The organism is Methylibium sp. T29-B, from assembly GCF_000576225.1.
GTDB classification, from domain to species: Bacteria; Pseudomonadota; Gammaproteobacteria; order Burkholderiales; family Burkholderiaceae_C; genus Methylibium; species Methylibium petroleiphilum.
Genome location: NZ_AZSN01000027.1, coordinates 14,734 through 37,530, shown reverse-complemented (window position 1 = coordinate 37,530; position 22,797 = coordinate 14,734). Strand labels below are relative to the sequence as shown.

General features: G+C 70.5%; 19 protein-coding genes and 4 pseudogenes. 13 read left to right on the top strand and 10 right to left on the bottom strand.

The features are described 5' to 3' along the window. The 7 genes and pseudogenes from Y694_RS06815 to Y694_RS06785 all read left to right on the top strand — a co-directional run. Positions 1 to 816, top strand: an 816-nt coding sequence (locus tag Y694_RS06815; protein ID WP_155935791.1) for an ABC transporter ATP-binding protein, incomplete at its 5' end; no start/stop codon positions are given. Further along, positions 806 to 1,090 carry an ATP-binding cassette domain-containing protein gene (locus Y694_RS26460; protein WP_255343771.1) on the top strand — a complete coding sequence of 95 codons (285 nt, stop codon included), beginning with the start codon at positions 806 to 808 and terminating at the stop codon, positions 1,088 to 1,090. The genes Y694_RS06815 and Y694_RS26460, both read left to right, overlap by 11 nt. Beyond that, positions 1,075 to 1,509: an ABC transporter ATP-binding protein gene (locus Y694_RS26455; RefSeq protein ID WP_255343770.1), complete on the top strand. Its 435-nt coding sequence runs from the start codon at positions 1,075 to 1,077 to the stop codon at positions 1,507 to 1,509. Before Y694_RS26460 ends, Y694_RS26455 begins: the two co-directional genes overlap by 16 nt. 64 nt (positions 1,510 to 1,573) lie before the next feature. Beyond that, a pseudogene (locus Y694_RS27045) lies at positions 1,574 to 2,744 on the top strand (CaiB/BaiF CoA transferase family protein). After that, positions 2,741 to 3,463 (top strand): enoyl-CoA hydratase/isomerase family protein, encoded by a 723-nt coding sequence (locus tag Y694_RS06795; RefSeq protein WP_036230970.1) that lies wholly within the window; start codon positions 2,741 to 2,743, stop codon positions 3,461 to 3,463. Before Y694_RS27045 ends, Y694_RS06795 begins: the two are co-directional and overlap by 4 nt. A gap of 64 nt (positions 3,464 to 3,527) precedes the next feature. After that, complete coding sequence (locus Y694_RS06790) at positions 3,528 to 4,433, top strand: EamA family transporter (RefSeq protein ID WP_036230967.1); 906 nt, start codon at positions 3,528 to 3,530, stop codon at positions 4,431 to 4,433. Between the two features lie 9 nt (positions 4,434 to 4,442). Continuing rightward, the gene (locus Y694_RS06785) at positions 4,443 to 5,090 is read left to right on the top strand and encodes a glutathione S-transferase family protein (protein ID WP_011831253.1); all 648 of its coding nucleotides are present in this window, start codon (positions 4,443 to 4,445) and stop codon (positions 5,088 to 5,090) included. 17 nt (positions 5,091 to 5,107) lie between these two features. Here Y694_RS06785 and Y694_RS06780 read toward each other — a convergent pair whose 3' ends face one another. Together Y694_RS06780 and Y694_RS06775 are read right to left on the bottom strand one after the other, a co-directional pair. Continuing rightward, a complete protein-coding gene (locus Y694_RS06780; RefSeq protein WP_036230965.1) occupies positions 5,108 to 5,533 on the bottom strand; it encodes a VOC family protein in 426 nt (141 codons plus the stop codon). A gap of 32 nt (positions 5,534 to 5,565) precedes the next feature. After that, a pseudogene (locus Y694_RS06775) lies at positions 5,566 to 6,760 on the bottom strand (aromatic amino acid transaminase). A 344-nt stretch (positions 6,761 to 7,104) separates the two neighbouring features. On the opposite strand from Y694_RS06775, the gene Y694_RS06770 reads away from it, so the two are divergent. Continuing rightward, on the top strand, positions 7,105 to 7,878 hold the full coding sequence (locus Y694_RS06770) for a hypothetical protein (protein ID WP_051495618.1): 774 nt from the start codon (positions 7,105 to 7,107) through the stop codon (positions 7,876 to 7,878). Positions 7,879 to 7,882: 4 nt separating this feature from the next. Continuing rightward, positions 7,883 to 8,902: a DUF6976 family protein gene (locus Y694_RS06765; protein WP_036230962.1), complete on the top strand. Its 1,020-nt coding sequence runs from the start codon at positions 7,883 to 7,885 to the stop codon at positions 8,900 to 8,902. Between the two features lie 12 nt (positions 8,903 to 8,914). On the opposite strand, the gene Y694_RS06760 is transcribed toward Y694_RS06765, so the two are convergent. Continuing rightward, positions 8,915 to 9,406, bottom strand: coding sequence for a glutathione peroxidase (locus tag Y694_RS06760; RefSeq protein ID WP_011831258.1), 492 nt, complete (start codon positions 9,404 to 9,406; stop codon positions 8,915 to 8,917). A gap of 151 nt (positions 9,407 to 9,557) precedes the next feature. On the opposite strand from Y694_RS06760, the gene Y694_RS06755 reads away from it, so the two are divergent. Continuing rightward, positions 9,558 to 10,343 carry a response regulator gene (locus tag Y694_RS06755; RefSeq protein ID WP_011831259.1) on the top strand — a complete coding sequence of 262 codons (786 nt, stop codon included), beginning with the start codon at positions 9,558 to 9,560 and terminating at the stop codon, positions 10,341 to 10,343. Between the two features lie 9 nt (positions 10,344 to 10,352). Here the strand turns inward: Y694_RS06755 and Y694_RS06750 are convergent, their stop codons facing one another. Next, complete coding sequence (locus tag Y694_RS06750) at positions 10,353 to 11,363, bottom strand: ABC transporter substrate-binding protein (protein WP_231497565.1); 1,011 nt, start codon at positions 11,361 to 11,363, stop codon at positions 10,353 to 10,355. Positions 11,364 to 11,493: 130 nt separating this feature from the next. After that, positions 11,494 to 12,336: an HDOD domain-containing protein gene (locus tag Y694_RS06745; protein ID WP_051495616.1), complete on the bottom strand. Its 843-nt coding sequence runs from the start codon at positions 12,334 to 12,336 to the stop codon at positions 11,494 to 11,496. Positions 12,337 to 12,439: 103 nt separating this feature from the next. Between Y694_RS06745 and Y694_RS06740 the strand changes: the two genes are divergently transcribed. Together Y694_RS06740 and Y694_RS22460 are read left to right on the top strand one after the other, a co-directional pair. Continuing rightward, entirely contained in the window at positions 12,440 to 13,522 is a 1,083-nt protein-coding gene (locus Y694_RS06740; RefSeq protein ID WP_011831262.1) for an alkene reductase, read from the top strand. A 163-nt stretch (positions 13,523 to 13,685) separates the two neighbouring features. Beyond that, positions 13,686 to 16,187: an ATP-binding protein gene (locus tag Y694_RS22460; protein ID WP_051495615.1), complete on the top strand. Its 2,502-nt coding sequence runs from the start codon at positions 13,686 to 13,688 to the stop codon at positions 16,185 to 16,187. A gap of 125 nt (positions 16,188 to 16,312) precedes the next feature. Here the strand turns inward: Y694_RS22460 and Y694_RS24745 are convergent, their stop codons facing one another. The 5 genes and pseudogenes from Y694_RS24745 to Y694_RS06715 all read right to left on the bottom strand — a co-directional run bounded on the left by Y694_RS24745 (position 16,313) and on the right by Y694_RS06715 (position 20,704). After that, positions 16,313 to 16,498: a hypothetical protein gene (locus tag Y694_RS24745; RefSeq protein WP_152543434.1), complete on the bottom strand. Its 186-nt coding sequence runs from the start codon at positions 16,496 to 16,498 to the stop codon at positions 16,313 to 16,315. A 41-nt stretch (positions 16,499 to 16,539) separates the two neighbouring features. After that, complete coding sequence (locus Y694_RS06730; RefSeq protein WP_036230959.1) at positions 16,540 to 16,782, bottom strand: hypothetical protein; 243 nt, start codon at positions 16,780 to 16,782, stop codon at positions 16,540 to 16,542. 207 nt (positions 16,783 to 16,989) lie between these two features. Further along, positions 16,990 to 18,719, bottom strand: a pseudogene (locus Y694_RS06725) (ABC transporter ATP-binding protein). Continuing rightward, positions 18,716 to 19,711 carry an ABC transporter permease gene (locus tag Y694_RS06720; RefSeq protein ID WP_036230958.1) on the bottom strand — a complete coding sequence of 332 codons (996 nt, stop codon included), beginning with the start codon at positions 19,709 to 19,711 and terminating at the stop codon, positions 18,716 to 18,718. Before Y694_RS06720 ends, Y694_RS06725 begins: the two are co-directional and overlap by 4 nt. Before the next feature lie 55 nt (positions 19,712 to 19,766). After that, a pseudogene (locus Y694_RS06715) lies at positions 19,767 to 20,704 on the bottom strand (ABC transporter permease). 170 nt (positions 20,705 to 20,874) lie between these two features. On the opposite strand from Y694_RS06715, the gene Y694_RS06710 reads away from it, so the two are divergent. Then, on the top strand, positions 20,875 to 22,677 hold the full coding sequence (locus Y694_RS06710; protein ID WP_011831268.1) for an ABC transporter substrate-binding protein: 1,803 nt from the start codon (positions 20,875 to 20,877) through the stop codon (positions 22,675 to 22,677). The last annotated feature ends 120 nt before the right edge of the window (positions 22,678 to 22,797 follow it).

Here is a 22,797-nt window from a genome sequence, read left to right as displayed (position 1 = left end):
CTCGCCGCGGCGGCGGGCACGGCCACGGCGTCGCCGCGCGCAGCCGCCTCGGACGACGGCGTGCCGGCGATCGAGGCACGCCACATCCGCAAGCAGTTCGGCGGCCTGGTGGCGCTGGAGGACGTGTGCCTGTCGGTGCGCGAGGGCGAGATCATGGGCCTGATCGGCCCGAACGGCGCCGGCAAGAGCACGCTGTTCCGCATCCTCACCGGCGAGATGCCGGCCACCAGCGGCGAGGTGCATTTCCGCGGCAGGAACATCACCGGCGTGGGTGTGCGCGAGGCCTGCGCGATGGGCATCAGCAAGAGCTACCAGATCGTGCAGGTCTACCCCGAGCTCAGCCTGCGCGAGAACCTGCTGGTGCCGCTGCTGGCGCGCCAGCGCGGCGCGTTCCGCTTCGACGTGATGGCCTCGGTCAAGCGCGATGGCGAGCTGATGAAGGACGCCGACCGGCTGCTGGCGATGATGGGCCTGTCCGACCGACTGGGCGGGCCGGTGTCCGACCTGTCCTACGGCGAGAAGCGCCGGCTCGAGATCGGCATCGCGCTGGCCACCCAGCCCGACGTGCTGCTGCTGGACGAACCGCTGGCCGGCCTCAGTCCCGAAGAGCGCGTGCAGGTGGTGGGCGTGATCAAGGCGGCCAGCATCGGGCGCACCACGCTGGTGGTCGAGCACGACATGGACGCGCTGTTCGGCCTGGCCGACCGCATCGCCGTGCTGCACATGGGTCGCAACCTCGCCGTCGGGCCGCCGGCGGAGATCCGAGAGAACCCGATCGTCCACTCCGCCTACATGGGAGGTCGCGATGAAGACTGACCTGCTCTCGCTGCGCGACGTCAACTCCTGCTACGGCGAATCGCATGTGCTGCACGACATCAACCTGCGCGTCGCCGAGGGCGAGGTGGTCGCGCTGCTCGGCCGCAACGGCTCGGGCAAGACCACCACGCTGAAGACCGTGATGGGGCTGCTGGAGCCGAAGTCCGGCGTCATCGAATATGCCGGTCGTGGCTGCGCGACGCCTCGCCGGAAGGCCGGGCGCGCGCCGGCATCCAGCTGGTGCCGGAAGACCGCCGCGTGTTCGCCGGCCTGACGGTGGAGGAGAACCTGGTCCTCGCCGCGATGGGCTGCGCCAAGCCGCTGACCATCGACGCGATGTACGAGGTGTTCCCGCGCCTGGGCGAGCGCAAGAAGTCGCACGGCCGGCATCTGTCGGGCGGCGAGCAGCAGATGCTGTCGATCGCGAGGGCGCTGATCCAGTCGCCGCGCCTGCTGATGCTCGACGAGCCGTTCGAGGGGCTGGCACCGATCATCGTGCGCGCGCTGATGGAAGTGGTGGGCCGGCTGGCGAAGGAAGGCCAGACGATCGTGATCGTCGAGCAGAACGTCAAGGCCTGTCTGACGCTGGCCGACCGCGTCTACCTGCTCAGCAACGGCCTGGTGGTCCATGAAGGCTCGGCCAAGGCGCTGATGGACGACAAGGAGACGCAGAAGCGCCACCTCTCGGTCTAGGGCCGGTCGCACCCGCCGACGGCCCGGTGACCCGCGAACGATGTTTGATTCAGTAGGAGCGGATATGTCAGTTGATTCCTTTCGACCCCTCGCAGGCCTCAGGGTGCTCGAGTTCGGCCAGATCGTCACGGTGCCGTTCTGCGGGATGCTGCTCGCCGACCTGGCGCCGACGTGGTGAAGGTCGAGAACACCGACGGCGGCGACGGCATGCGCCAGTGGCCGCCGCTGATGCGCGCCGCGCCCGACGCCGAGGCCTACAGCGGCAACTTCGCCTCGCTCAACCGCAACAAGCGCAGCATCGCGGCCAACCTCAAGGATCCGGCCGACGTGGCACGCGTGCGCGACCTCTGCGCGGCGGCCGACATCGTGCTGGAGAACTTCCGCCCGGGCGTGATGCAGCGCCTGGGTCTGGGCTACGAAGCGCTGCGCGAGCGTCGCCCGCAGCTGGTGTACTGCTCGGTCACCGGCTACGGCCAGGACGGCCCCTATGCGAAGAAGGGCGCCTTCGACGTGACGGTCCAGGCCATCAGCGGGCTGATGAGCGTGACCGGCGAGAACGACAGCATCCCCGTGAAGTGCGGCGTGCCGGTGGCCGACTTCACCGCCGGACTCTATGCGGCCTATTCCATCCTCGCAGCCATCATGGAAGTGCGTCGCACCGGCGTCGGCACGCAGATCGACTGCTCGATGCTCGGCTGCATGCTGGGCATCTCGGCGCTGCAGATCAGCGAGTACTTCGGCACCGGCCGGGCGCCGCAGCGGCTCGGCTCGGCCCACCCGCGCAATGCGCCGTACCAGCCTTCGAGGGCAGCGACAAGCCCTTCGTGATCGCCGCCGGCAACGACAAGCTGTGGGGCGAGGTGTGCGCGGCGGTGGGTCAGCCGCAGCTTGAGGCCGACGCGCGCTTCGTGACGCAGACCCTGCGGGCGGCCAACCAGCGCGAGCTCGCCGCGCTGCTGCAGCCGCACTTCGCGCGCCGCAGCGCGGCCGACTGGCTGGCCGAGTTCGACCGGCGCGGTGTGCCCTGCGCACCGATCAACGACTTCGCCGACATCCTGGCCGACCCGCACGTCAAGGAGCGCGGCTGGGTCGCCGAGCTCGAGCTGCCCAACGGACTGAAGACGCCGACGATCGGCTTTCCGGTGCACATCGCAGGCTACGAGTTCTCGGTCGACGCCCGTCCGCCGCGTCTGGGCGAGCACACCGAGGCCGTCGCCCGGGAGTGGTTGCGATGAGCGAACTCGCGCTGCTGTCGCCGCCCACCGCCGAGGGCGTGCGCACGCTGCGCCTCAACCGTCCCGACAAGGCCAACGCCCTGTCGGCGGCCCTGGTCGACCATCTGCACGCCAGCCTCGACGCGATCGGCCCGGAGACCCTGGCGCTGGTGATCCGCGGCGAGGGCCGCAACTTCTGCGCGGGCTTCGATTTCACCGGCTACGAGCAGTTGTCCGAAGGCGACCTGCTGCTGCGCTTCGTGCACATCAACGAACTGCTCGCGCGACTGCGCCAGGCGCGCTTCCTCACCATCGCCTGGGTGGCCGGCGCAGCCTTCGGCGCCGGCGCCGACATCGCCTGCTCGTGTGCCGTTCGCATCGGCACGCCGGCGGCGCGGTTCAGGTTCCCCGGCTTCCAGTTCGGCGTCGCGCTCGGCACGCGGCGTCTCGCGACCATCACCGGCGCCGAGCGCGCACGCGCCATCCTGCTGCACAACGAGGAGCTGGATGCCGCGGCGGCGCTGCATTGCGGGCTGCTCACCGAACTCGTGGAGGCCCAAGGGCCGGAAGCACGGGTCGATGCCCTGGTGGAATCGACCCGCAAGCTCGATGCGGCCAGCCTGCGCAAGCTGTTCGCGCTGACCGATGCGGACACCGCCGACGCCGACCTCGCGGACCTGGTGCGCAGCGTCGGCCGCCGCGGCCTGCATGCGCGGGTGGCCGCCTACCGTCGCGCCTGAGACCGCGCGGCGGTCCTTGTCCCCACCGCGGCGCGGCGCCGGTCGCGGCTCCTAAACTGCCGCCATGCCCCTTCCGCACCTGCTGCTCGCCCTGGCCGTGGTCGCGGTCTGGGGCACCAACTTCGTCGTCATCAAGTGGGGCCTGGCCGAGCTGCCGCCGCTGCTGTTCACGACGCTGCGCTTCGCGCTGTCGGCGTTCCCGCTGCTGCTGTTCATCAAGCGACCGGCCGTACCCTGGCACAAGCTGGCCGGCTTCGGTGCGCTGCACGGCCTGGGCCTGTTCGGGCTGATGCTGTATGCGATGCGCGCCGACATCTCGCCGGGTCTGGCCTCGCTGGTGATCCAGACGCAGGTGTTCTTCACCATCGTGCTTGCGATGCTGCTCGACGCCGAGCGGCCGCGGCTGCTGCAGGGGCTGGCCCTCGGACTCGCGGTCACCGGCATGGCGCTGATCGCCGGCCACATCGACCAGCACAGCATCACCGCGCTGGGCCTGGTGCTGGTGCTCACGGCCGCCTTGTGCTGGGCCGGCGCCAACATGGTGGCCCGGTCGGTCGGCCGGGTCGACATGCTGGGCTTCATGGTCTGGATCAGCGTGTTCGCCGCGCCCGCGCTGGCGCTGCTGAGCCTGCTGATCGAGGGCCCGGCGCGCATCGCCACGAGCCTGTCGCAGGCCAGCGCCGGCGCCTGGGCCGCGGTGGCGTGGCAGGCGCTGGGCAACACGCTGTTCGGCTACGGCGCGTGGAACTGGCTTCTGGCGCGCCACCCGGCCGCGACCGTGGCGCCGGCTGCGCTGCTGGTGCCGGTGTTCGGCATGGCGGCCTCGTCGCTGCTGCTCGGCGAGAGCCTGCCCGGCTGGAAGCTGGGCGCGACCGCGCTGGTGCTGGGCGGCCTGGCGCTCAACACGCTGGCCAGCCGAGCCACGCGCCGGGCCGCCACGAGCGAGCGCTTCACCGAATCCGTCTCCTGAGAGGCCCGCATGATCGAACTCCACCATGCGCCCAGCACCGCGGCGATGGCACCGCACATCCTGCTGACCGAGATCGGCGTGCCCTTCGTGCTGCGGCCGGTCGACACCGCGGCGCAGGCGCACCGCTCGCCGGCCTACCTGGCGCTCAACCCGAACGGCCGCGTGCCGGTGCTGGTCGACGGCGACCTGGTGCTGTACGAGAGCGCCGCGATCTGCCTGCATCTGGTCGACCGCCATCCGCAGGCGGGTCTGGCGCCGCCGCCGGGCAGCGACGAGCGGGCGCACTTCTACAAGTGGCTGGTGTGGCTGACGAACACGCTGCAGGCGACGCTGATGGTGTTCTTCTACCCCGAGCGCTGGCTCACCGACGGCAACGACGCGGGCGCTGCCGAGCTCAAGAGCTGCGCCGAAGGCCGAACCGGTGCGCTGCTCGATCTGCTGGAGGCCGAACTGCAGCGCCACGGCGGGCCATGGCTGCTCGGCGCACGCTACAGCGCGGTCGACGCCTATGCGCTGATGCTGTGCCGCTGGACGCGCCACTTCGCGCATCCGGCCCGCGTGCGGCCGGCGCTGGGGACCTACCTCCAGCGCGTGCTCGACCGACCCGCGGTGCGGCAGGTGTTCGAACGCGAGGGACTGGCGCTGCCCTGGGTCTGAGCGGCGCAGGCGGCGGCTCAGTCGCCGGGCGTGGCGGCGCTCGCGAGCGCCTCGTCCCAGAACGAGGCCTCGATCTTGTGGCCGTCGAGATCGCGCACGAAGCAGCCGTAGTAGGGTGCGCCGTAGTGCGGGCGCGGGCCGGGCGGGCCGTCGCCACGGGCACCCGCCGCCACCGCCGCCGCGTAGAAGGCATCGACCTGAGCGCGGCTCGCCGCCAGGAAGCCGACGTGGCTGCCGTTGCCCACCGAGGCCGGCGCGCCGTCGATCGGTGTCTGCAGCCAGAACTCGGGGTAGACCTTGCTGTACGCCGCGGCGCCGGAGTGCTCCATCAGGCGTCGCACGCCGAGCGTGGCGAGCACCGCGTCGTAGAAGTCGCGCGCCGACTCGAAGCGGTTGCTGCCGATCGAGACATGGGAGATCGCACTCGGGTTGTCGTCGCTCATCGCTGCCTCCTTCGGTGCCCGACCGCCTGCATTCAGCCGCCCAGCACTGCGGCCATCGCCTCGGCGACCGTCTGCACGTTGCCGGTGTTGAGCCCGGCCACGCACATGCGGCCGGAGCGCACCAGGTAGACGGCATGCCGCTCGCGCAGCAGGTCGACCTGGGCCGCGCTCAGGCCGGTGTAGCTGAACATGCCGCGCTGGCTGAGGAAGTAGCCGAAGTCCCGACCCGGCAGGCGGGCGGTGAGGGCAGCGTGCAGCGCGCGGCGCATCGCCAGGATGCGGTCGCGCATCGCGGCGAGCTCGCCTTCCCACTGGGCCCGCAGCGCCGGCTCGCCGAGCACCAGCGCGGCCAGCTGGCCGCCGTGGATCGGCGGGCTGGAATAGTTGCGGCGTACCGTGGCGCGGAGCTGCCCGAGCACGTTGTCGGCCTGCGCGGCATCGGGGCAGACGACGCTCAATGCGCCGACCCGCTCCCCATACAGGCTCATGCTCTTGCTGAAGGAGTTGGCGACGAAGAAGCTCAGGCCGGCCGAAGCCAGCGCGCGCACCGCGTGGGCATCGGCCTCGATGCCGTCGCCGAAGCCCTGGTAGGCCAGGTCCAGATAAGGCAGCAGCTGCCGCTCGCGCAGCACCGGGATCAACGCCTCCCATTGCGCGGCGCTCAGGTCGACGCCGGTCGGGTTGTGGCAGCAGGCATGCAACAGCACGATGCTCCGGGGCGGCAGCCCGCGCAGCGCGGCGAGCATGGCGTCGAACTTCAGCCCCCCGTCGCCGGGTCGTAGTAGGGTAGGTGTTCACCGTCAGGCCTGCGCCCTCGAACATCGCGCGGTGGTTGTCCCAGGTCGGATCGCTGACCCAGACCGCGCTGCCGGGGAAGTAGCGCACGAGGAAGTCGGCGCCGACCTTGAGCCCGCCGCTGGAGCCGACCGACTGGATCGTCGCGATGCGCCGGCCGGTCACCGCCTCGTGGCCGGCGCCAAACAGCAGGGCCTGCACGGCGTTGCGCAGATTGGCAGCGCCCTCGATCGGCAGGTAGGACTTGGTGCCGCCGCGCGCCAGCAGTTCGGCCTCGGCGCGCTGCACCGAACCCAGCACCGGGATGCGGCCGGCATCGTCGAAGTAGATGCCGATGCTGAGGTTGACCTTGCCCGCGCGCGGATCCTTCTGGAAGTCTTCGTTGAGGCTCAGGATCGGGTCGCCGGGATAGGCTTCGACGTGCTGGAACATGGCGGCGGGGGGTGAAGACGGAGGAGGCCGGATTATCGAGGCAGCCCTGGCGGATCGGAACAAACCCTGAGGCCGCAGCATCCCCTCGCTTCACCGCGGAGCACCCGCGCAGCACAGCTCGCGCCGTGGCCGCGACGTCACACTGACGGAATCCGTCGCCCGACCGGCGGAATGGCCGCACCGGGGCCGCAGGTTCGTGCATTTCTGGGCAAGGGCCGCGCCTTTCCGGCCCGCGCGGCGCCGACGGCCGATCGTGGCCCTGCACTTGCAATGGCAGCCGGCACAACACGCCGCCCGCCCGGGTCTCGTCATCGAAGGCCCGGGACGACGCGCCACGAGGAGACATGCTCATGATCGGAGTCGACAAGTCGCTGCTGCGCCACCTGTTGCTGGTCGACGGGCCGTGGGAGATCGGCGACTATCAACTGGACCTTCGCAAGCGCCGTTGCGACGTGTGGATCGGTCCGCAGGTGGAGCGCGGCTGGTTCGGCCGCCCGAAGAAGGGCGTGCCGGTGCGCATGCAGCAGCACATGTGGCAGCACCTGTCGCTCGGGACAGTGCGCTTCTTCCTGCACGTGTCGATCCCGTCGACCTCGGAGGTCGACAAGCTGCCGTGGATGGGCGACCCGGGCATGCCCTTCACCACGGCGCTGGCGCAGCAGGTGTTCGCCTTCTTCAACGAGGGCGTGTCGCTGCAGGCGATCTGCAGTCTGATGAAGTTGTCGCTGAATGACGTCTGGCGCTATCGCTTCGCGCTCGACAACGGCCGTGCCCAGGTGCAGGCCGCGGCGAACCCTGCGCCACCGACGCGCACCGACACCGCGAACGCCGCGACGCCACCGGCCGCGGTGGCTGCCACGCTGCCGAACGCCATGCCCGACGCCACCGGCGACGTGCCCGACGTCACCGACCCGATCTGGCTGCGGCTCGCCAACGGCGACCTGCAGCTCGACATCCGCGTGCTGAGCCTGAAGCTGATGCTCACGCGGGTGCGCTCGCAGCTCGACCTCATCTCCGACGACGAGGTCCGCCTGCTGAAGCTGCGCGACCTGCACCGCTATTTCGTGAAGAACGAGCGGGTGCTGTCGCACGAGCTGGCGCAACTGAAACTAGGATGAGGCCATGACCGCACGACCCTCATCGTCGCTGCGCCCCGCCACCGGCGCGCTGATGTCCGTCGAGGAAGCCGGCGTGCTGCTGCGCAGCCACGGCCGCTACATGGTCGCCGGCGAGGAGGCACTGCTGCGCCGGCTGCCGCGTGGCCGCTGGATCGGCGGCAGCATCCCCTACTTCATGGGCCAGGACGGCGGGCGCACCACACGTGACCAGGTGTTCGTCGCGGCGCTGCCCGGCGCTGCCCTCGAGTCGACGCTGCGCTGGTACGACGCGAAGAGCCTGCCGAACGTGTGCGTCGACGGCCCGGCCAATGGCTACTCGCTGATCATCATTCCGGCCTTCTCGGCCGTGCACTCGCAGTTCGCGCGCGAGGCGCCGCAGTACGAGGACATGTACCTGAAGCCGCTGCTCGGGTGGATCGCCGGCATCCACCTCGACGATCTCGGCAAGGCGACACCGGTCGTCGTGAACGGCGAGACCGGCGAGTTCGACGGCGAGCGTGCGCTGGTGATGCACCTGCCGTTGCCCGAGGATCAGCTGGCACGGCTGGACATCGTCAACCTGTTCGAGCAGGGCGACGGTGATCGCATCCGCTTCACCGAAGCCGGGTTCCACGCGCACGACTGCCTGGTCAACGGCAAGCCGGTCAACTTTGCCGATTACCTGCAGCGCAACGCGGTCGACACGCGCTGGCCCCTGGTGGCCGACTACTCCGGCGCGATGGTCAACGTGTCGTTCAAGGGCATCGACGAGGCCGACCACCGCGTCGACTTCTACGCTCCGGTGTTCGACGACATCGAGTACCGTTTCGCGCGTCCGATGGACAACTACGAACAGGCGCTGGTCGGTGCGCTGCCCGCCGACAGTGGGCAGGTCGGCTGGAGCTGCAACTGCATCCTGAACTACCTGTATTCCGAACTCGAAGGCAAGCGCACCGGGCCCATCACCGGGCCGATGACCTTCGGCGAAGTGGCCTACCAGCTGCTGAACCAGACCATGGTCGTGCTGTCGATCGACCGCGGCTGAGCGCGCGCGACCTCAGGCGGCGAGCGCGGCCTCGATGTCGCGCGTCAGGCTCTCGGGCTTGTCGGTCGGCGCATAGCGCCCGAGGACGCGGCCGTCGCGCCCGACGAGGAACTTGGTGAAGTTCCACTTGATCGCCCGCGTCCCGAGCAGGCCCTTGACCTCGCCGGTGAGCCACCGGTAGAGCGGATGGGCACCGGCGCCGTTGACCTCGACCTTGGCCATCATCGGGAAGCTGACGCCGTAGTTCAGCTGGCAGAAGCTGGCAATCTCGTCGTTGCTGCCGGGATCCTGCCCGCCGAACTCGTTGCTCGGAAAGCCGAGGACCGCCAGCCCACGCTCGCCGTAGGCCTGCCACAGCGACTGGAGACCGGCGAACTGCGGCGTGAAGCCGCAGGCGCTGGCGGTGTTGACGATCAGCAGCACCTTGCCGCGGTAGTCGGCCAGCGAGACGGTCCGGCCGTCGATGGACCGGGCCTCGAAATCGTAGATCGTGGTGGTGATCATGCAGGACTCCCGGTAGGCCGCGCGGTGGTGATTGCGCCAATGCTAGGCCCGGCCGGTGCGCGCCGACATCCGGCACTTCGCTCGGCGTGGGATTGACGCGCCCGCCAGCGCAGCGGAGCATGCGATCCATGCGCGAACCGCTCCGCCTCCCATGCCCCAGCCCGTCGTGACCCCGAGGCACCGCGTGGCACTGGTGGGATTCAGTGCCTTCGAGCAGCAGGCGCTCGAGAGCTATTTCCGGCTGGCAGCGGGCCAGACGCCCGCCTTCGAGCCGGCCGCCTCGCTGGCCGACAGCGACTTCTGCGTGGTCGATGGCGATCGGCCGGCCGCCGTCGAGGAGGTGCGCGCCGCCGCCCGCATGGCCGCAGCCGTGTTCATCGGCCAGCAGGTGCCGGACGGCGCGGTGATGCACCTGCACCGCCCGATCGACGCACGACAGGTGGCGCGCGCGCTCGAGACCCTGATGCTGGCGCGCCAGGCGGTGGCCGACCCCTATGCGCCGAAGACCGCCGCCGCGCGTCCGGCCCGGCGGCCGCGCGCCGCGGACGAGACGCACTTCGACATCGATGTGCTGGTGGTCGACGACATCGACATCGCGCGCCGGCTCCTGCAGGTGCAGCTGCAGAAGCTGGGCTGCCGCGTCACGACGGCGGTGAGCGGCGCCGACGCGCTCGAGCGCCTCCAGACATCGCACTTTCGCATCGTCTTCAGCGACGTGGAGATGAAGGACATGGACGGCCTGGCGCTGTGCCAGCAGATCAAGCAGCGCCGCAAGGGCGCGCCGACGGTGGTGCTGGTCAGCGCCCAGTCGACGCCCAGCGACCGCGTGCGCGCGACGATCGCCGGCGCCGACGGCTTCCTCGGCAAGCCGATCGACGCGGCCGAGCTGGTGACGGTGCTGCGCACCTGCAGCAACCGGCGGCGGCGCGCCCGCTAGACCGTCGGGCTAGCGCCCGCGCAGCTGCCGCATCAGCGCCACGCCGGTGCCGCGGTTCACGAAGTGCGTGGTGGCCACGCGCTCCAGGTCCACCTCGCCGGCCCGGTACAGCCCGGCCCGGACCATCTTGTCGTGGAAGTCACGGATGCGCTCCGGCTTCATCGCGCCGATGCCCAGCGTCTGCGCATCGCCCGAGTCGACGATGCCCAGTTCCTTCATCAGCCCCACCGAGCGGGCAATGGTCTCGGCCCGCATGTCCGGGTTGTCGCGCAGGATCAGCGCGTCGCCCGGGCGGCGGTCGCCGTACAGGTAGGTGACCCAGCCGACGATCGACGCATCGACGAAGCGCCGCACCAGCTCGGGCTTGCGCGCCACCGTCTCGGCCGTGGTCTCGATCAGCGTCGAATAGGTCGAGAAGCCGTGGTCGGCCAGCAGGAAGGTGAGCGGCTTGAAGCCGCCCTGCTGCTCGATCGAGACCGGCTCCTCGACCGCATAGCCCTGCTGGATGCTCTTCGGGTTGGCGAGGAAGGGGCCGACGTTGTAGGCATAGGGGCGCAGCTGCTCGTCGCGAAAGCCGTGTTCGCTCTTGAGCCAGGCCCACCAGGTGAATTGCGCGTCCTTCGCGATCCAGGCCACCGGCGCCTTCTTCAGGTCTTCGAAGCCGCGCACCCCTTGGCCGGGATGGGCGAACAGCGCCTGCGGGTCCTTCTGGAACATCGCGGCCACCACGACGGTGGGCACGCCGTTCTTCACGTTGTCGAAGCTGTGCAGCAGGTTGCCGGTCATCAGGAAGTCGATCCGGCCGGCCGGCAGCAACGGCCGGTTGTTGACCTGCGGTCCGCCCGGGCGGATCTGCACGTCGAGACCGTACTTCGCATAGGTGCCGTCGGCCAGCGCCTGGTAGAAGCCGCCGTGCGCGGCCTGCGCCTTCCAGTTGGTGGCGAACACCACCTTGTCGGCGGCCCGCACGGGCGCGGCCGCCGCGCACAGCGCCGCCAGCAACAGGGAGCGGCGTTTCATCGGGACGGACATGTGGCGGCGGCAAGGAGTCGCGGGGACCGCCATCGTGCCAGTACCGGGCGCCTCGTGCCGGCGCGCGCAGCGTCCTGCCGCTGCGCGGTGAAGACGGGAGTGGGGAGGGATCAGCGGTTCAGGCGTTGCCGAGCCGGGCGACGCTGGCCGCCACGGCTTCGTGCAGCAGCGCGGCGTCGAGTCCGGCCAGCGGCCCGAGCGTCGCGCTTGCGCGGGCGAGCATGTCCTCGCCCTGGCCTTCGAGCGCCGCGTCGACGGCCGCCCCGAGAGCGAGCAGGCGCTGCACCGACAGCGGTTCGGTCAGCCACGGTGCCGCGAAATCGTCGCCCTCCGGCGCAACCAGGGTGCGCAACGCCATCGGGCGCAGCCGCACGCTGGCGGCCACGTCACCGGCCAGGCCCCAGGCCTGGCAGAGCGCGCCGCCCAGGGCGGCATGGTTCAGGCCATAGGTCACCGCCTCGGCCTCGAGCTGCACCAGCGGGTTCGGGGTGGTCGCCACCAGCGCCTCGTAGCCGGGTGCGTCATGGCCCACCAGGGCCGCCTGACCGCTTTCGGCGAACAGGCCCGCTGTGTGAGCGAGCCAGGGATCGATGTCGAGCGTGGGGGCCGCACGGCCCATCGCCAGCCCGCGGCGGCCGGCGCGCGCCCACAGCGCAGTCAGCAGAGGGCTGGGCGGGAAGGCGCCGCGCAGGCCGATCTCGAAGGTCAGCCCCGCGACTTCCCGGGTGCCGAGGTAGCGGACCGCCTCGGGCACCGACTCGACCCGCCGCAGCAGGCCGAACAGCGCCGAATTGACGGTGCGGACGACGGCCGAGGCGAGCGCCATGTCGGTCTCGATCAGTCCGCCGATGGACTGCAGGTTCGCATCCTCGTCGTGCATCAGCAGCGACAGCTGCACCAGGGTCTGCGGGCAGGCCGGCAGGTCGATGTCAAGGGCGCGCAGGGCGTTGTCGATGGCCATGGGCGCGATCCTAGGCGCAAGCACGAATCCAGTAAGCCTGCAGCAGCGCGCCTTTTGCAGTGCTTCTAGAGTGCTTGCAACTTGTTCCGTGAAGGATTTGCGCATGACCAGCCTGTTCGATCCGATCCGCCTCGGCGACATCGAGCTCCGCAACCGCATCGCGATGGCGCCGCTGACGCGCAACCGCGCCGTCGCCGGGCGCGTGCCGTCGCCGCTGGCCGTCGAGTACTACCGCCAGCGCGCCGATGCCGGCCTGATCGTCACCGAGGCCACCCAGATCTCGCCGCTGGGCCAGGGGTATCTCGACACACCGGGGATCTACAGCCGCGAGCAGGTCGAGGGCTGGAAGGCCGTGACCCGTGCGGTGCACGAGCGCGGCGGCAAGATCGTGGTGCAGCTCTGGCACGTCGGACGGATCTCGCACGTCTCGCTGCTGCCCGAGGGCGAGGTGCCGGTCGCGCCGTCGGCGATCACCGCGAAGAGCAAGACCTTCACCCGCAACGGTTTCGAGGACGTGTCGGCACCACGCGCGCTGGCGCTCGCCGAGTTGCCCGGCATCGTCGAGCAGTACCGCGTGGCGGCGCGCAATGCCATCGAGGCCGGCTTCGACGGCGTCGAGGTGCATGGCGCCAACGGCTATCTGCTCGAGCAGTTCCTGCGCGACAGCACCAACCACCGAACCGACGCCTACGGCGGCTCGATCGAGAACCGTGCGCGCCTGCTGCTCGAGGTGATGCGCGCCGTGACGGCCGAGATCGGCGCCGGCCGCACCGGGTTGCGCCTGTCGCCGGTGACGCCCGCCAACGACGCCGCACTCGACTCGGATCCGCAGGCCTTGTTCAACCACGTGGCCGAGCAACTGGCGCCGCTGAAGCTGGCCTTCCTGCACGTGATCGAGGGCGCGACCGGCGGCCCGCGCGACGTCGCGCCGTTCGACTATGCGGCCTTGCGCGCCCGGGTGAAGGCGCCGTGGATCGTGAACAACGGCTACGACCGCGACATGGCGATCGAGGCGGTGGCGGATGGCCGGGCGGATGTCGTGGCCTTCGGCCGGCCCTTCATCAGCAACCCCGACCTCGTGCAGCGACTGCGCGTGGGCGCACCGTTCGCGGCGCTCGACCGCGACACGCTGTACGGCGGCGGCGCCAAGGGCTACACCGACTATCCGGCGCTCCAGGCCCCGTGAGGCGGCCCGCCGGGGCGGCGACGGGCCGCTGCTCCGGCGGCCGACGGCGATCGTCGCGTCGGGTCCCCTCGCGGAGGGGTCGACCGCGTTGGGGTATTCCACGTGTCGGGCGTGACTTACGATCCGTGCACCTTGTCCACGTCGCAGCTCGCCCGACGCCGCCATGCCTGAACTGGGTGCACTCATCCGACAGCTGCAATCGCAATTCGTGCGCAGTGCCGAGCCGCACCGCGTGTTCGATGCCTTGCTGCCCGAACTGCTGCGGCTCGGCGAGAGCGAGTACGGTTTCATCGCCGAGGTCTGGCGCCAGCCCGACGGCACGCCCTACCTGAAGATCTTCACGCTGAGCAACATCGCGTGGGACGCCGCCTCGCGCGAGCAGGTCGAGCGCCAGCGCGTCGCCGGCATGGAGTTCCACAACCTGAAGACGCTGTTCGGCGCAGCCCTGGTGACCGGCGAGACCGTGATCGCCAACGACGCCCCGAACGATCCGCGCCGCGGCGGCGGCCTGCCGCAAGGCCACCAGGCGCTGAACACCTTCCTCGGCGTGCCGCTGCACTACGGCAGCGAGCTGGTCGGGATGATCGGCCTCGCGAACCGGCGGCCAGGCTACGACCGCGCCCTGCTGGACGCGCTCGACCCGCTGTTCCAGAGCATGGCCGGCATCATCGCGTCGGTGCAGCTCGACCGCCAGCGGCGGGCCGCCGAGTCCGCATTGCGCGCCAGCGAAGAACGCTGGCGCCACAGCTTCGAGATGGCCGGCGCCGGCATCGCCCAGACCGGTGCCGACGGGCGGCTGCTCGAGGTCAATGCGCGCTTCTGCGAGATCGTGGGCCGCTCGCGCGACGAGCTGCTCGCGGGCAGTTTCCGCGAGCTGACGCATCCCGACGACCTTGCCGACGACGAGGATCTGCTGCGCCGCCTGGTGGCCGGGCAGGTGCTGCGAGAGAACCGCGAGAAGCGCTATCTGCGGCCCGACGGCACGACGCTGTGGGTGCAGCTCACCGTCACGGCGGTGTTCGACGCCCTGGGTCGCTTCCAGCACACCGTCACGGTGGCGCTCGACATCGACCAGCGCCGCCGTGCCGAAGCGGCGCTGCAAGAGCGCGAGGCACTGTTCACGAAGCTGGCCGATCGGGTGCCGGGCGTGCTGCTGCAGTTCAATGTCGACGCGCAAGGCGTCGCGCGCGTGCCCTACGCGAGCCGCGGCCTGCGCGAGCTGTTCGAACTCGACCCGGACGGCGCCGTGCGTGACGATGCGCGCCTGATGATCGAACGCGTGGCCAAGGGCCAACGCAAGCGGGTGTGGGAGACGCTGGAGCGCGCCGGCCAGCGGCTCGAACCCTGGGCGATCGAGTTCGAGGTCGATCTGCCGTCACGCGGACGGCGCGCGGTCGAGGCCCAGGGATCACCCGAGCGGCTGCCCGATGGCAGCACGACCTGGCACGGCTACATCCGCGACATCACCGACCGCAAGCAGGCCGACGCCGCGCTGATGAACGCCCAGGCGGCGGCGCGCGCGAACGAGGCCAAGACCGAGTTCCTGTCGCGCATGAGCCACGAGCTGCGCACGCCGCTCAATGCGGTGCTCGGCTTCACGCAGTTGCTGCTGGGCGATCCTTCGGCGCCGCTGCAGGACGGCCAGCGGGCGCGCCTCGGCCACATCGAGCGCGCCGGCCAGCATCTGCTGGCGATGATCGGCGACGTGCTCGACCTGTCGCGCATCGAGACCGGCAGCCTGCCACTGCAGCCTCAGCCGGTAGGATTGAGCGCGCTGGTCAGCGAGTCCTTCGCGCTGGTGCTGCCGACGGCGCACGCCAGCGGCGTGACGCTGATCCGGCGCGGCCCCGGCGACCTGCACGTGACCGCCGACCCGATGCGGCTGCGCCAGGTGCTGGTCAACCTGCTGAGCAACGCGGTCAAGTACAACCGCTCGGGCGGCCAGGTCGTGGTGGAGACCGAGGGCCTCGACGAGCACACCGTGCGCATCGCCGTGACCGATACCGGCATGGGGATGACGCCGGCACAGCAACTGCACCTGTTCGAGCCCTTCAACCGGCTCGGCGCGGAGCGCAGCAGCATCGAAGGCACCGGGCTGGGTCTGGCGATCACGCTGCGGCTGGTGGAGTTGATGGACGGCCGCATCAGCGTGCACAGCCAGCCCGGCAGCGGTTCGACCTTCCATGTCGAGCTGCGCCGTGCGCCCGCTCCACCCGGCACCCCGGCGGCCACGGGCCAGACAGTGCCGGATCCGTCCATGCCTGCGGCCTCCGACAGCGCACCGCACAGCGTGCTGTACGCCGAGGACAACCGGCTCAACATCGAACTGGTGCAGCAGCTCCTGCTGTTGCGCAGCGGTTGCGAGTTGCGCGTCGCGTACACCGGCCGCGAGGCGATCGAGAGTGCGCGCCGCACGCCCCCCGACCTGCTGCTGATCGACATGCACCTGGGCGACATGACCGGACTCGAGGTCCTGGATGCCCTGCGCGACGACGCAGCGCTGGCCCAGGTGCCCCGCATCGCACTGTCGGCCGACGCGCAACCGCAGGTCGTGCGCGCCGCGCGTGAACGCGGCTTCGATGAGTACCTCACCAAACCGGTCGACGTGGCCGAGCTGCTGCGCTGCCTCGATCGCCATCTGTCGATCCGGCGGGCTGCGCGCTGACCACGCCAGCCGCGGCAGCGATGTGCTGCAGCGTCTGCTTCGGGGGAATGAAAAAGAAAGGGGGCGGGACGTGGTGGTCAGGGCTCGCTCTCATCCACCCCGACCCGCCCGCCCCCTCTTGGACGTCAACCGGTCCGCAACCTTTGACGTGCCGGCGCCGCGGGCACCACACCCCAGGGCAGCGTGAGCTGACCGGGCGCGTTGCGGGCAGGCAGCACCGGCCCCCGGCCGGATCGCTCGGCACTGATGCCCTTGTCACGTGATCCGCTGAAGGCAGCGGTCGCGGCAAGCTTGAAGCGCGGAGCGATCATGGTGGGGGCGTGATGATGTGTTGGCTGTGAATGATGTCGGCTCAGCGAGCGCTGCGCCACTCGCTGGGTGCGCAATCGCCGCCGGCCAGCACCGCATGCAGCGGCCGGGCGCCGCTGCCGGGACCGCCGGCGCGCAGCGCGCGTGTCAGACCTTGCAGCCAGGCCGGCGCATCGCCGTGGGCCTGACGCTCGCGCGCCGCCAGGCGCAGCAGCGAAGACACCGCGCCGAACGCAACGCCGCGCGCCGGGCTGGGGCGAAGCCTTGTTTTGATGCTCTGTGTCATGCCGGACTCCTCCTGCTGTATGGAGGGCGGCAACGCATCTAGCGTGCCAGCCGCGGTGAGGTACGACGGACGGCCGAGGCCGTGCAAACCGTCACGCGCCGTCGCCGGCCCGCCGAGCGCGACGCTTCAACACCGTTACACGGGCGACGCTTTTGGTCGATCGGTCGGCGCGTGTCGTCAACTGCCGGCGCCGGCGCGCCGCCCCGCTCAGGCCAGCGCCGCGCCCCGGTAGCCGCGCGGGATCGCGCCCAGCAGGCGCTGCGTGTAGGCCTCGCGCGGCGCGCTGAGCAGGGCCTCGACCGTGTTGCGTTCGACCACCTCGCCGTCCTTCATCACCAGCACCTCGTCGGCCATGAAGCGCACGACCGCCAGATCGTGGCTGATGAAGACATAGGCCAGGCCCAGCTCGTCCTGCAGGTCGCGCAGCAGGTTCAGCACCTGGGCCTGCACCGACACGTCGAGCGCCGAGACCGCCTCGTCGAGCACCAGCACCTCGGGGTCGACCGTCAGGCAGCGCGCGATCGCGATGCGCTGGCGCTGGCCGCCGGAGAACTCGTGCGGGTACTTGCCCCAGGCACCGGCGTCGAGGCCGACCTTGGCCAACAGCGCCCGCGCCCGGGCCTCGCGCGCCGCATCGTCGCGCTCGAGGCCGTGGATGGCCATCGGCTCGACCAGCGTCTGGCCGATCGTGAAGCGCGGGTTCAGCGAGGCATAGGGATTCTGGAACACCACCTGCAGGCGCCGGCGCATCGGCAGCCAGTCGGACTTGCCGAGCTGCAGCAACTCGTGCGTGCCGCCACCCTTCGCGCTGCGGAACACCGCCCGGCCGCCGGTCGGCCCGCCGCTCGCCTCGTGCAGGCGAAGCAGCGCCAGGCCCGCCGTGGTCTTGCCCGACCCCGATTCTCCGACGATGCCCAGCGTGTGGCCGCGCCGCAGCTCGAAGCTCACGTCCTTGACGGCGGGGAAGGCCTTGCGGCCGAACAGCCCCGAGCGCAGCCAGAAGCTCTTGCTCAGCGCCTCGACCTGCAGCACGACCGGTGCGTCCGGGTCCTTCGCCACCGCGGGGCGAGCGCCTCCGGCGGCCGGATCGGCCAGGTGGTCGTCGATCACCGCCAGGCGCACCGGCGGCGCTGCCAGGGTCGGCCGGCAGGCCAGCAGCGCCTGCGTGTAGGGGTCCTGCGGCGCGGTGAACAGGCGCTCGACCGACGCCTGCTCGCGCACCGTGCCCTGGCGCATCACGACCACGTGGTCGGCGATCTCGCCGACCACGCCGAGGTCGTGGCTGATGAACAGCATGCTCATGCGGTGCCGCTCCTTCAGACCGGCCAGCAGCTCGAGGATCTGGCGCTGGATGGTGACGTCGAGCGCAGTCGTCGGTTCGTCGGCGATCAGCAGCCGGGGTTCGCAGGCGATCGCCATCGCGATCATCACGCGCTGCTGCTGGCCGCCCGACAGCTCGTGCGGATAGGCGTCGAGCCGGCGCTTCGGATCGGGCAGGCCGACCTCGTTCAGCAGCGCCTCGGCGCGCGCCCGCGCGGCACGCCGGCCGAGGCCGAGGTGCAGCACCAGCGGTTCGATCAGTTGCTGGCCGACGGTGAACACCGGGTTCAAGGAACTCATCGGTCCTGGAACACGCAGGCGATCTCGCGACCGCGCAGCGCGCGCAGTTCGGCCGGTCCGGCGGTGAGCAGTTCACGATCACGGAATCGGATGGAGCCCTGGCGTTCGGCGTTCTCCGGCAGCAGGTTCAGCACCGCCATCGCGGTGACGCTCTTGCCCGAGCCCGATTCGCCGACCAGCGCGACGGTGCTGTTCTCGGCGATCTCGAAGCTCACGCCCTGCGCGCCGCGACCGACCGCCTCGATGCGGCTGGCCGCCGCGCCGCGGCCGAGACGGAAGCTCACGCGCAACTGGTCGATGCTCAGCAGCGCCGTCATTCCGCGCCCCTCAGCTTGGGGTCGAGCGCATCGCGCAGCGCGTCGGTGAGCAACGAGAAGGCCGTGACGAACACCGCCATGAAGCCGGTCGCCGCGGCCAGCTGCCACCAGTGGCCGAGCAGCAGTTCGCCCTGAGCCTCCGCCAGCATCGTGCCCCAGCTGACCTGGTCGACGCTGACGCCCAGGCCCAGGTAGCTGAGGATCACCTCGGCCTTGATGAAGCCCACCACGTGGATCGACAGCTGCACCAGCACCACGTGGCTCACGTTCGGCAGGATGTGGCGGAACATGCGCGAGGCGGTGGAGGCGCCGATCGCCTCGGCCGCGCGCACGTACTCGCGCACCGCGTGCTTCAGGAACTCGGCCCGCACCAGCCGGTAGATGCCGGTCCAGCCGGTCAGCCCGAGGATCAGCACCACCGACAGCACGCCGCGGCCGGTGACCGCCGCGAAGGCGAACACCAGCAGAATGCCGGGGATGGACGTGAAGACGTTGTAGACCCACTCCAGCAGGTCGCCGACCCGGCCGCCGAAGAAGCCACCGAGCGCACCGAGCACGGTGCCGATCAGCGTGGCCAGCAGCGCCGCGGAGACGCCCACCAGGATGGAGACCTCGGCGCCCTTGATGGCCTTGGCCAGCACATCGCGGCCCAGGCGGTCGGCGCCGAAGGGCAGCGTCTCGGCACGCGGCGTCACGACGCTGCTGAACTGCTTGGCGCGCTCGGCCCATTCGGCGTAGCGCGGCGCCAGCGGATCGACGTCGGACAGGTCCAGCACCGGTCCGCTGGGCACCGCGATCGCCGTCTCGGCCACCTTCGGCGCCGGCCCCAGGAAGCCGGGCGGCGCGTTGGGTACGCCGACCTCGGCCTGCCACGCCGTCGCGATCAGGCCCGCCCCGGCCAGCAGCACCATCAGCAGGAAGGCCGCGACCACCGCCAGCGAGACCATGCCGACGCGGTCGCCGCGCAGGCGCCGCCAGGCTGCGGCCCACACGCCTCGGAGCGCGCCGGGCCGGTGGCCGCGGTCACCGCGTCGATCGGCAGCGCGCTCATTTCAGCACCACCCGCGGGTCGGCCAGCTTGTAGAGCACGTCGGTCGCCAGGTTGACCAGCATCGTGATGACCGCGATGTAGATCGTGACGGCCTGGATGACGGGATAGTCGCTGCGGTTCACCGCCAGCAGCACCTCGCGTCCGAGGCCCGGGATGGAGAAGAAGGTCTCGATCAGGAAGGAGCCGACGAAGATGCCCGGCAGCGCCACCGCCACGTTGGTCAGGATCGGGATCAACGCGTTGCGCAGCACATGCTTGAGCAGGATGCGTGTCTCGGTGAGGCCCTTGGCGCGTGCCGTACGCACATAGTCCTGCCCGATCTCGTCGAGGAAGAAGCTGCGGTAGAGCCGCGTCTGCGGCGAGATGCCGACCATCACCGCCAGCAGCACCGGCAGCGGGGCGTAGACCGCGAGGTTGGTCCACACGCTGTCGCTCCAGCCTGCACCGGGAACCAGCCGAGCCGGAACGCGAACACGTACTGGCCGACGATCACGTAGACCAGGAAGCTGATCGACAGCGCGATGGTGGTGATGACCATGATCGCGCGGTCGGTCAGCGAGCCGCGCACGTAGGCGACGGCCAGCGCGAACGGAATCGCCAGCAGCACGTCGAGCAGCAGGATCGGCGTCATCACCGTCAGCGTGGCCGGCAGGCGGCTCGCGAACAGCGAGCTGACCGCCTCGTTGGTGGCCCAGCTCTTGCCCCAATCGAAGGTGACGATCTGCTGCACGAAGATCCACAGCTGCTGCCACACCGGCTTGTTCAGGCCGAGCTGCTCGCGGATCGCGTCGACCTGCTCGGCACTGGCGTTCAGGCCGCCGAGGATCTCGGCCGGGTCGCCCCCGAAGGTCTTGAACAGGAAGAACACCAGCAGCACGACCCCGACCAATGTCGGGATCATTTGCCACAGGCGTCGGATCAGGTAGGCCGCCATCGCCGAAGCACTCCAGGAAACGGATCGCAGCGGCCGCGCTGCGCGGGCCCGCCGACGGGTGTGTGCAGGCGCGAGTCTAGAGCCTGATCGCGTCGCTCCCCCGATGCCGGGACAAGCCCGAGTGCGCGATAGCATGCAGCCACGTCGACCGGAAGCCGCCCGCCCCGCCCATGAGCCTCTCCCGCCCCCTGCGCGCGCTGCTGCTCGCGGCACTGGCCTGCTGCACGACAGCCGCCGCCCTCGCGGCCGAGACCAAGGTCCTGCGCTACGCCTTCCCGGTGGCCGAGACCGGCTTCGATCCGGTGCAGGTGAGCGACCTCTACTCGCGCATCATCACGGCCCACATCTTCGAGCCGCCGCTGGGCTACGACCACCTCGCACGGCCCTTCAAGCTGCGGCCCTCGACCGCCGCGGCGATGCCCGAGGTGTCGGACGATTTCCGCAGCTTCACCTTCCGCATCAGGCCGGGCATCTACTTCGCCGACGATCCGGCCTTCAAGGGCAAGCCGCGCGAGCTGACGGCACAGGACTACGTCTACGCGGTCAAGCGCGTCTTCGACCCCAAGCTCAAGAGTCCGGCCCAGCCCGGGCTCGAAGAAGAGAAGATCATCGGACTCGCCGAGTTGCGCGAGGCGGCACTGAAGGGCCAGCCGTTCGACTACGACCGCGAGGTCGAGGGCCTGAGGGCGCTGGACCGCTACACCTTCCGCGTGCAGCTGCGAGAGCCGCGGCCACGGCACCTCTACGGCTGGGCCTCCGACGTGGTGGGCGCGGTGGCGCGCGAGGTGGTCGAGGCCTACGGTGACAAGATCATGGAGCACCCGGTCGGCACCGGGCCGTTCCGGCTCACCGAATGGCGGCGCAGCTCGCGCATGGCGCTCGAGCGCAACCCGCGCTATCGCGAGGTGGTCTACGATGCCCAGCCGAACGCAGACGATGCCGAGGGCCAGGCGCTGCTGCAGCGCTTCAAGGGCCGGCGCCTGCCGATGGTCGACCGGGTCGAGATCGCCGTGATCGAGGAGTCGCAGCCGCGCTGGCTGGCCTTCCTGAACGGCGAGCAGGACGTGCTGGAGCGGCTGCCCAACGAGTTCGTCGACCAGGCCGTACCGGGCGGCACGCTGGCCCCCAACCTGGCCAAGCGCGGTCTGCAGATGTTCCGCGTGCCCGGTGCCGACGTGACGCTGACCGTCTTCAACATGGAGGACCCGCTGGTCGGCGGCTACACGCCGGAGAAGGTGGCGCTGCGCCGCGCGATGGCGCTCGGCACCGACATCGGCCGCGAGATCCAGCTGGTGCGGCGCGGCCAGGCGATCCCGGCGCAATCGATCATGCCGCCGCTGACCAGCGGCTACCGGAGCGACCTGCGCACCGAGATGAGCGCCTTCGACCTGCCGCGCGCGAAGGCGCTGCTCGATCTCTACGGCTACATCGACCGCAACGGCGACGGCTGGCGCGAGCAGCCCGACGGCCAGCCGCTGGTGCTTGAGATGAAGACGCAGTCGGACCAGGCCTCGCGTCAGCTCGACGAGCTGTGGAAGAAGAACATGGACGCGCTGGGGCTGCGCGCCGTGCTCAAGACAGCGCAGTGGCCCGAGAACCTGAAGTCGGCGCGGTCGGGGCGCTTCATGCTGTGGCGCGTGGGCTCCAGCGCGGGCTCACCTGATGGCCAGGGCTCGCTGGAGCGCGCCTACGGAGCGTCGGTCGGCAAGGGCAATCTCGCGCGCTTCGCGCTGCCGGCCTTCGACCGCGTCTACGAGCAGCTCAATGCGCTGCCCGACGGGCCCGAGCGCCAGGCCCTGTTCGACCAGGCGACCAAGCTGCTGGTGGCGTATGCGCCCTATCGCGTGCATGTGCACCGCATCCTCACCGACCTCGCCTATCCGTGGGTGGTCGGCTACCGGCGTGCGCCGTTCTGGCTCGACTGGTGGCAATACGTGGACATCGATCCGGCACGGCGCCCCGCCGCGCCTTGACGGCGGGCTGCGTGACTTGTTCACGCGCACCCGACTCAAGTCCTCGAATGCGTCTTTCGAGCCCCCTGAACCACGGGGGGCCTCACCCGCGAAGGGGGGGCTGCCGCCACCGCCCCGGCC

What these genes read in the sequence shown, in the direction of transcription:
- Y694_RS26460 (WP_255343771.1), top strand. Translation starts at nt 806, where the DNA reads ATGAAGACTGACCTGCTCTCGCTGCGCGACGTCAACTCCTGCTACGGC.
- Y694_RS06795 (WP_036230970.1), top strand. Translation starts at nt 2,741, where the DNA reads ATGAGCGAACTCGCGCTGCTGTCGCCGCCCACCGCCGAGGGCGTGCGC.
- Y694_RS06790 (WP_036230967.1), top strand. Translation starts at nt 3,528, where the DNA reads ATGCCCCTTCCGCACCTGCTGCTCGCCCTGGCCGTGGTCGCGGTCTGG.
- Y694_RS06785 (WP_011831253.1), top strand. Translation starts at nt 4,443, where the DNA reads ATGATCGAACTCCACCATGCGCCCAGCACCGCGGCGATGGCACCGCAC.
- Y694_RS06780 (WP_036230965.1), bottom strand. Translation starts at nt 5,533, where the DNA reads ATGAGCGACGACAACCCGAGTGCGATCTCCCATGTCTCGATCGGCAGC.
- Y694_RS06770 (WP_051495618.1), top strand. Translation starts at nt 7,105, where the DNA reads ATGCTCATGATCGGAGTCGACAAGTCGCTGCTGCGCCACCTGTTGCTG.
- Y694_RS06765 (WP_036230962.1), top strand. Translation starts at nt 7,883, where the DNA reads ATGACCGCACGACCCTCATCGTCGCTGCGCCCCGCCACCGGCGCGCTG.
- Y694_RS06760 (WP_011831258.1), bottom strand. Translation starts at nt 9,406, where the DNA reads ATGATCACCACCACGATCTACGATTTCGAGGCCCGGTCCATCGACGGC.
- Y694_RS06755 (WP_011831259.1), top strand. Translation starts at nt 9,558, where the DNA reads ATGCCCCAGCCCGTCGTGACCCCGAGGCACCGCGTGGCACTGGTGGGA.
- Y694_RS06750 (WP_231497565.1), bottom strand. Translation starts at nt 11,363, where the DNA reads ATGAAACGCCGCTCCCTGTTGCTGGCGGCGCTGTGCGCGGCGGCCGCG.
- Y694_RS06745 (WP_051495616.1), bottom strand. Translation starts at nt 12,336, where the DNA reads ATGGCCATCGACAACGCCCTGCGCGCCCTTGACATCGACCTGCCGGCC.
- Y694_RS06740 (WP_011831262.1), top strand. Translation starts at nt 12,440, where the DNA reads ATGACCAGCCTGTTCGATCCGATCCGCCTCGGCGACATCGAGCTCCGC.
- Y694_RS22460 (WP_051495615.1), top strand. Translation starts at nt 13,686, where the DNA reads ATGCCTGAACTGGGTGCACTCATCCGACAGCTGCAATCGCAATTCGTG.
- Y694_RS24745 (WP_152543434.1), bottom strand. Translation starts at nt 16,498, where the DNA reads ATGATCGCTCCGCGCTTCAAGCTTGCCGCGACCGCTGCCTTCAGCGGA.
- Y694_RS06730 (WP_036230959.1), bottom strand. Translation starts at nt 16,782, where the DNA reads ATGACACAGAGCATCAAAACAAGGCTTCGCCCCAGCCCGGCGCGCGGC.
- Y694_RS06710 (WP_011831268.1), top strand. Translation starts at nt 20,875, where the DNA reads ATGAGCCTCTCCCGCCCCCTGCGCGCGCTGCTGCTCGCGGCACTGGCC.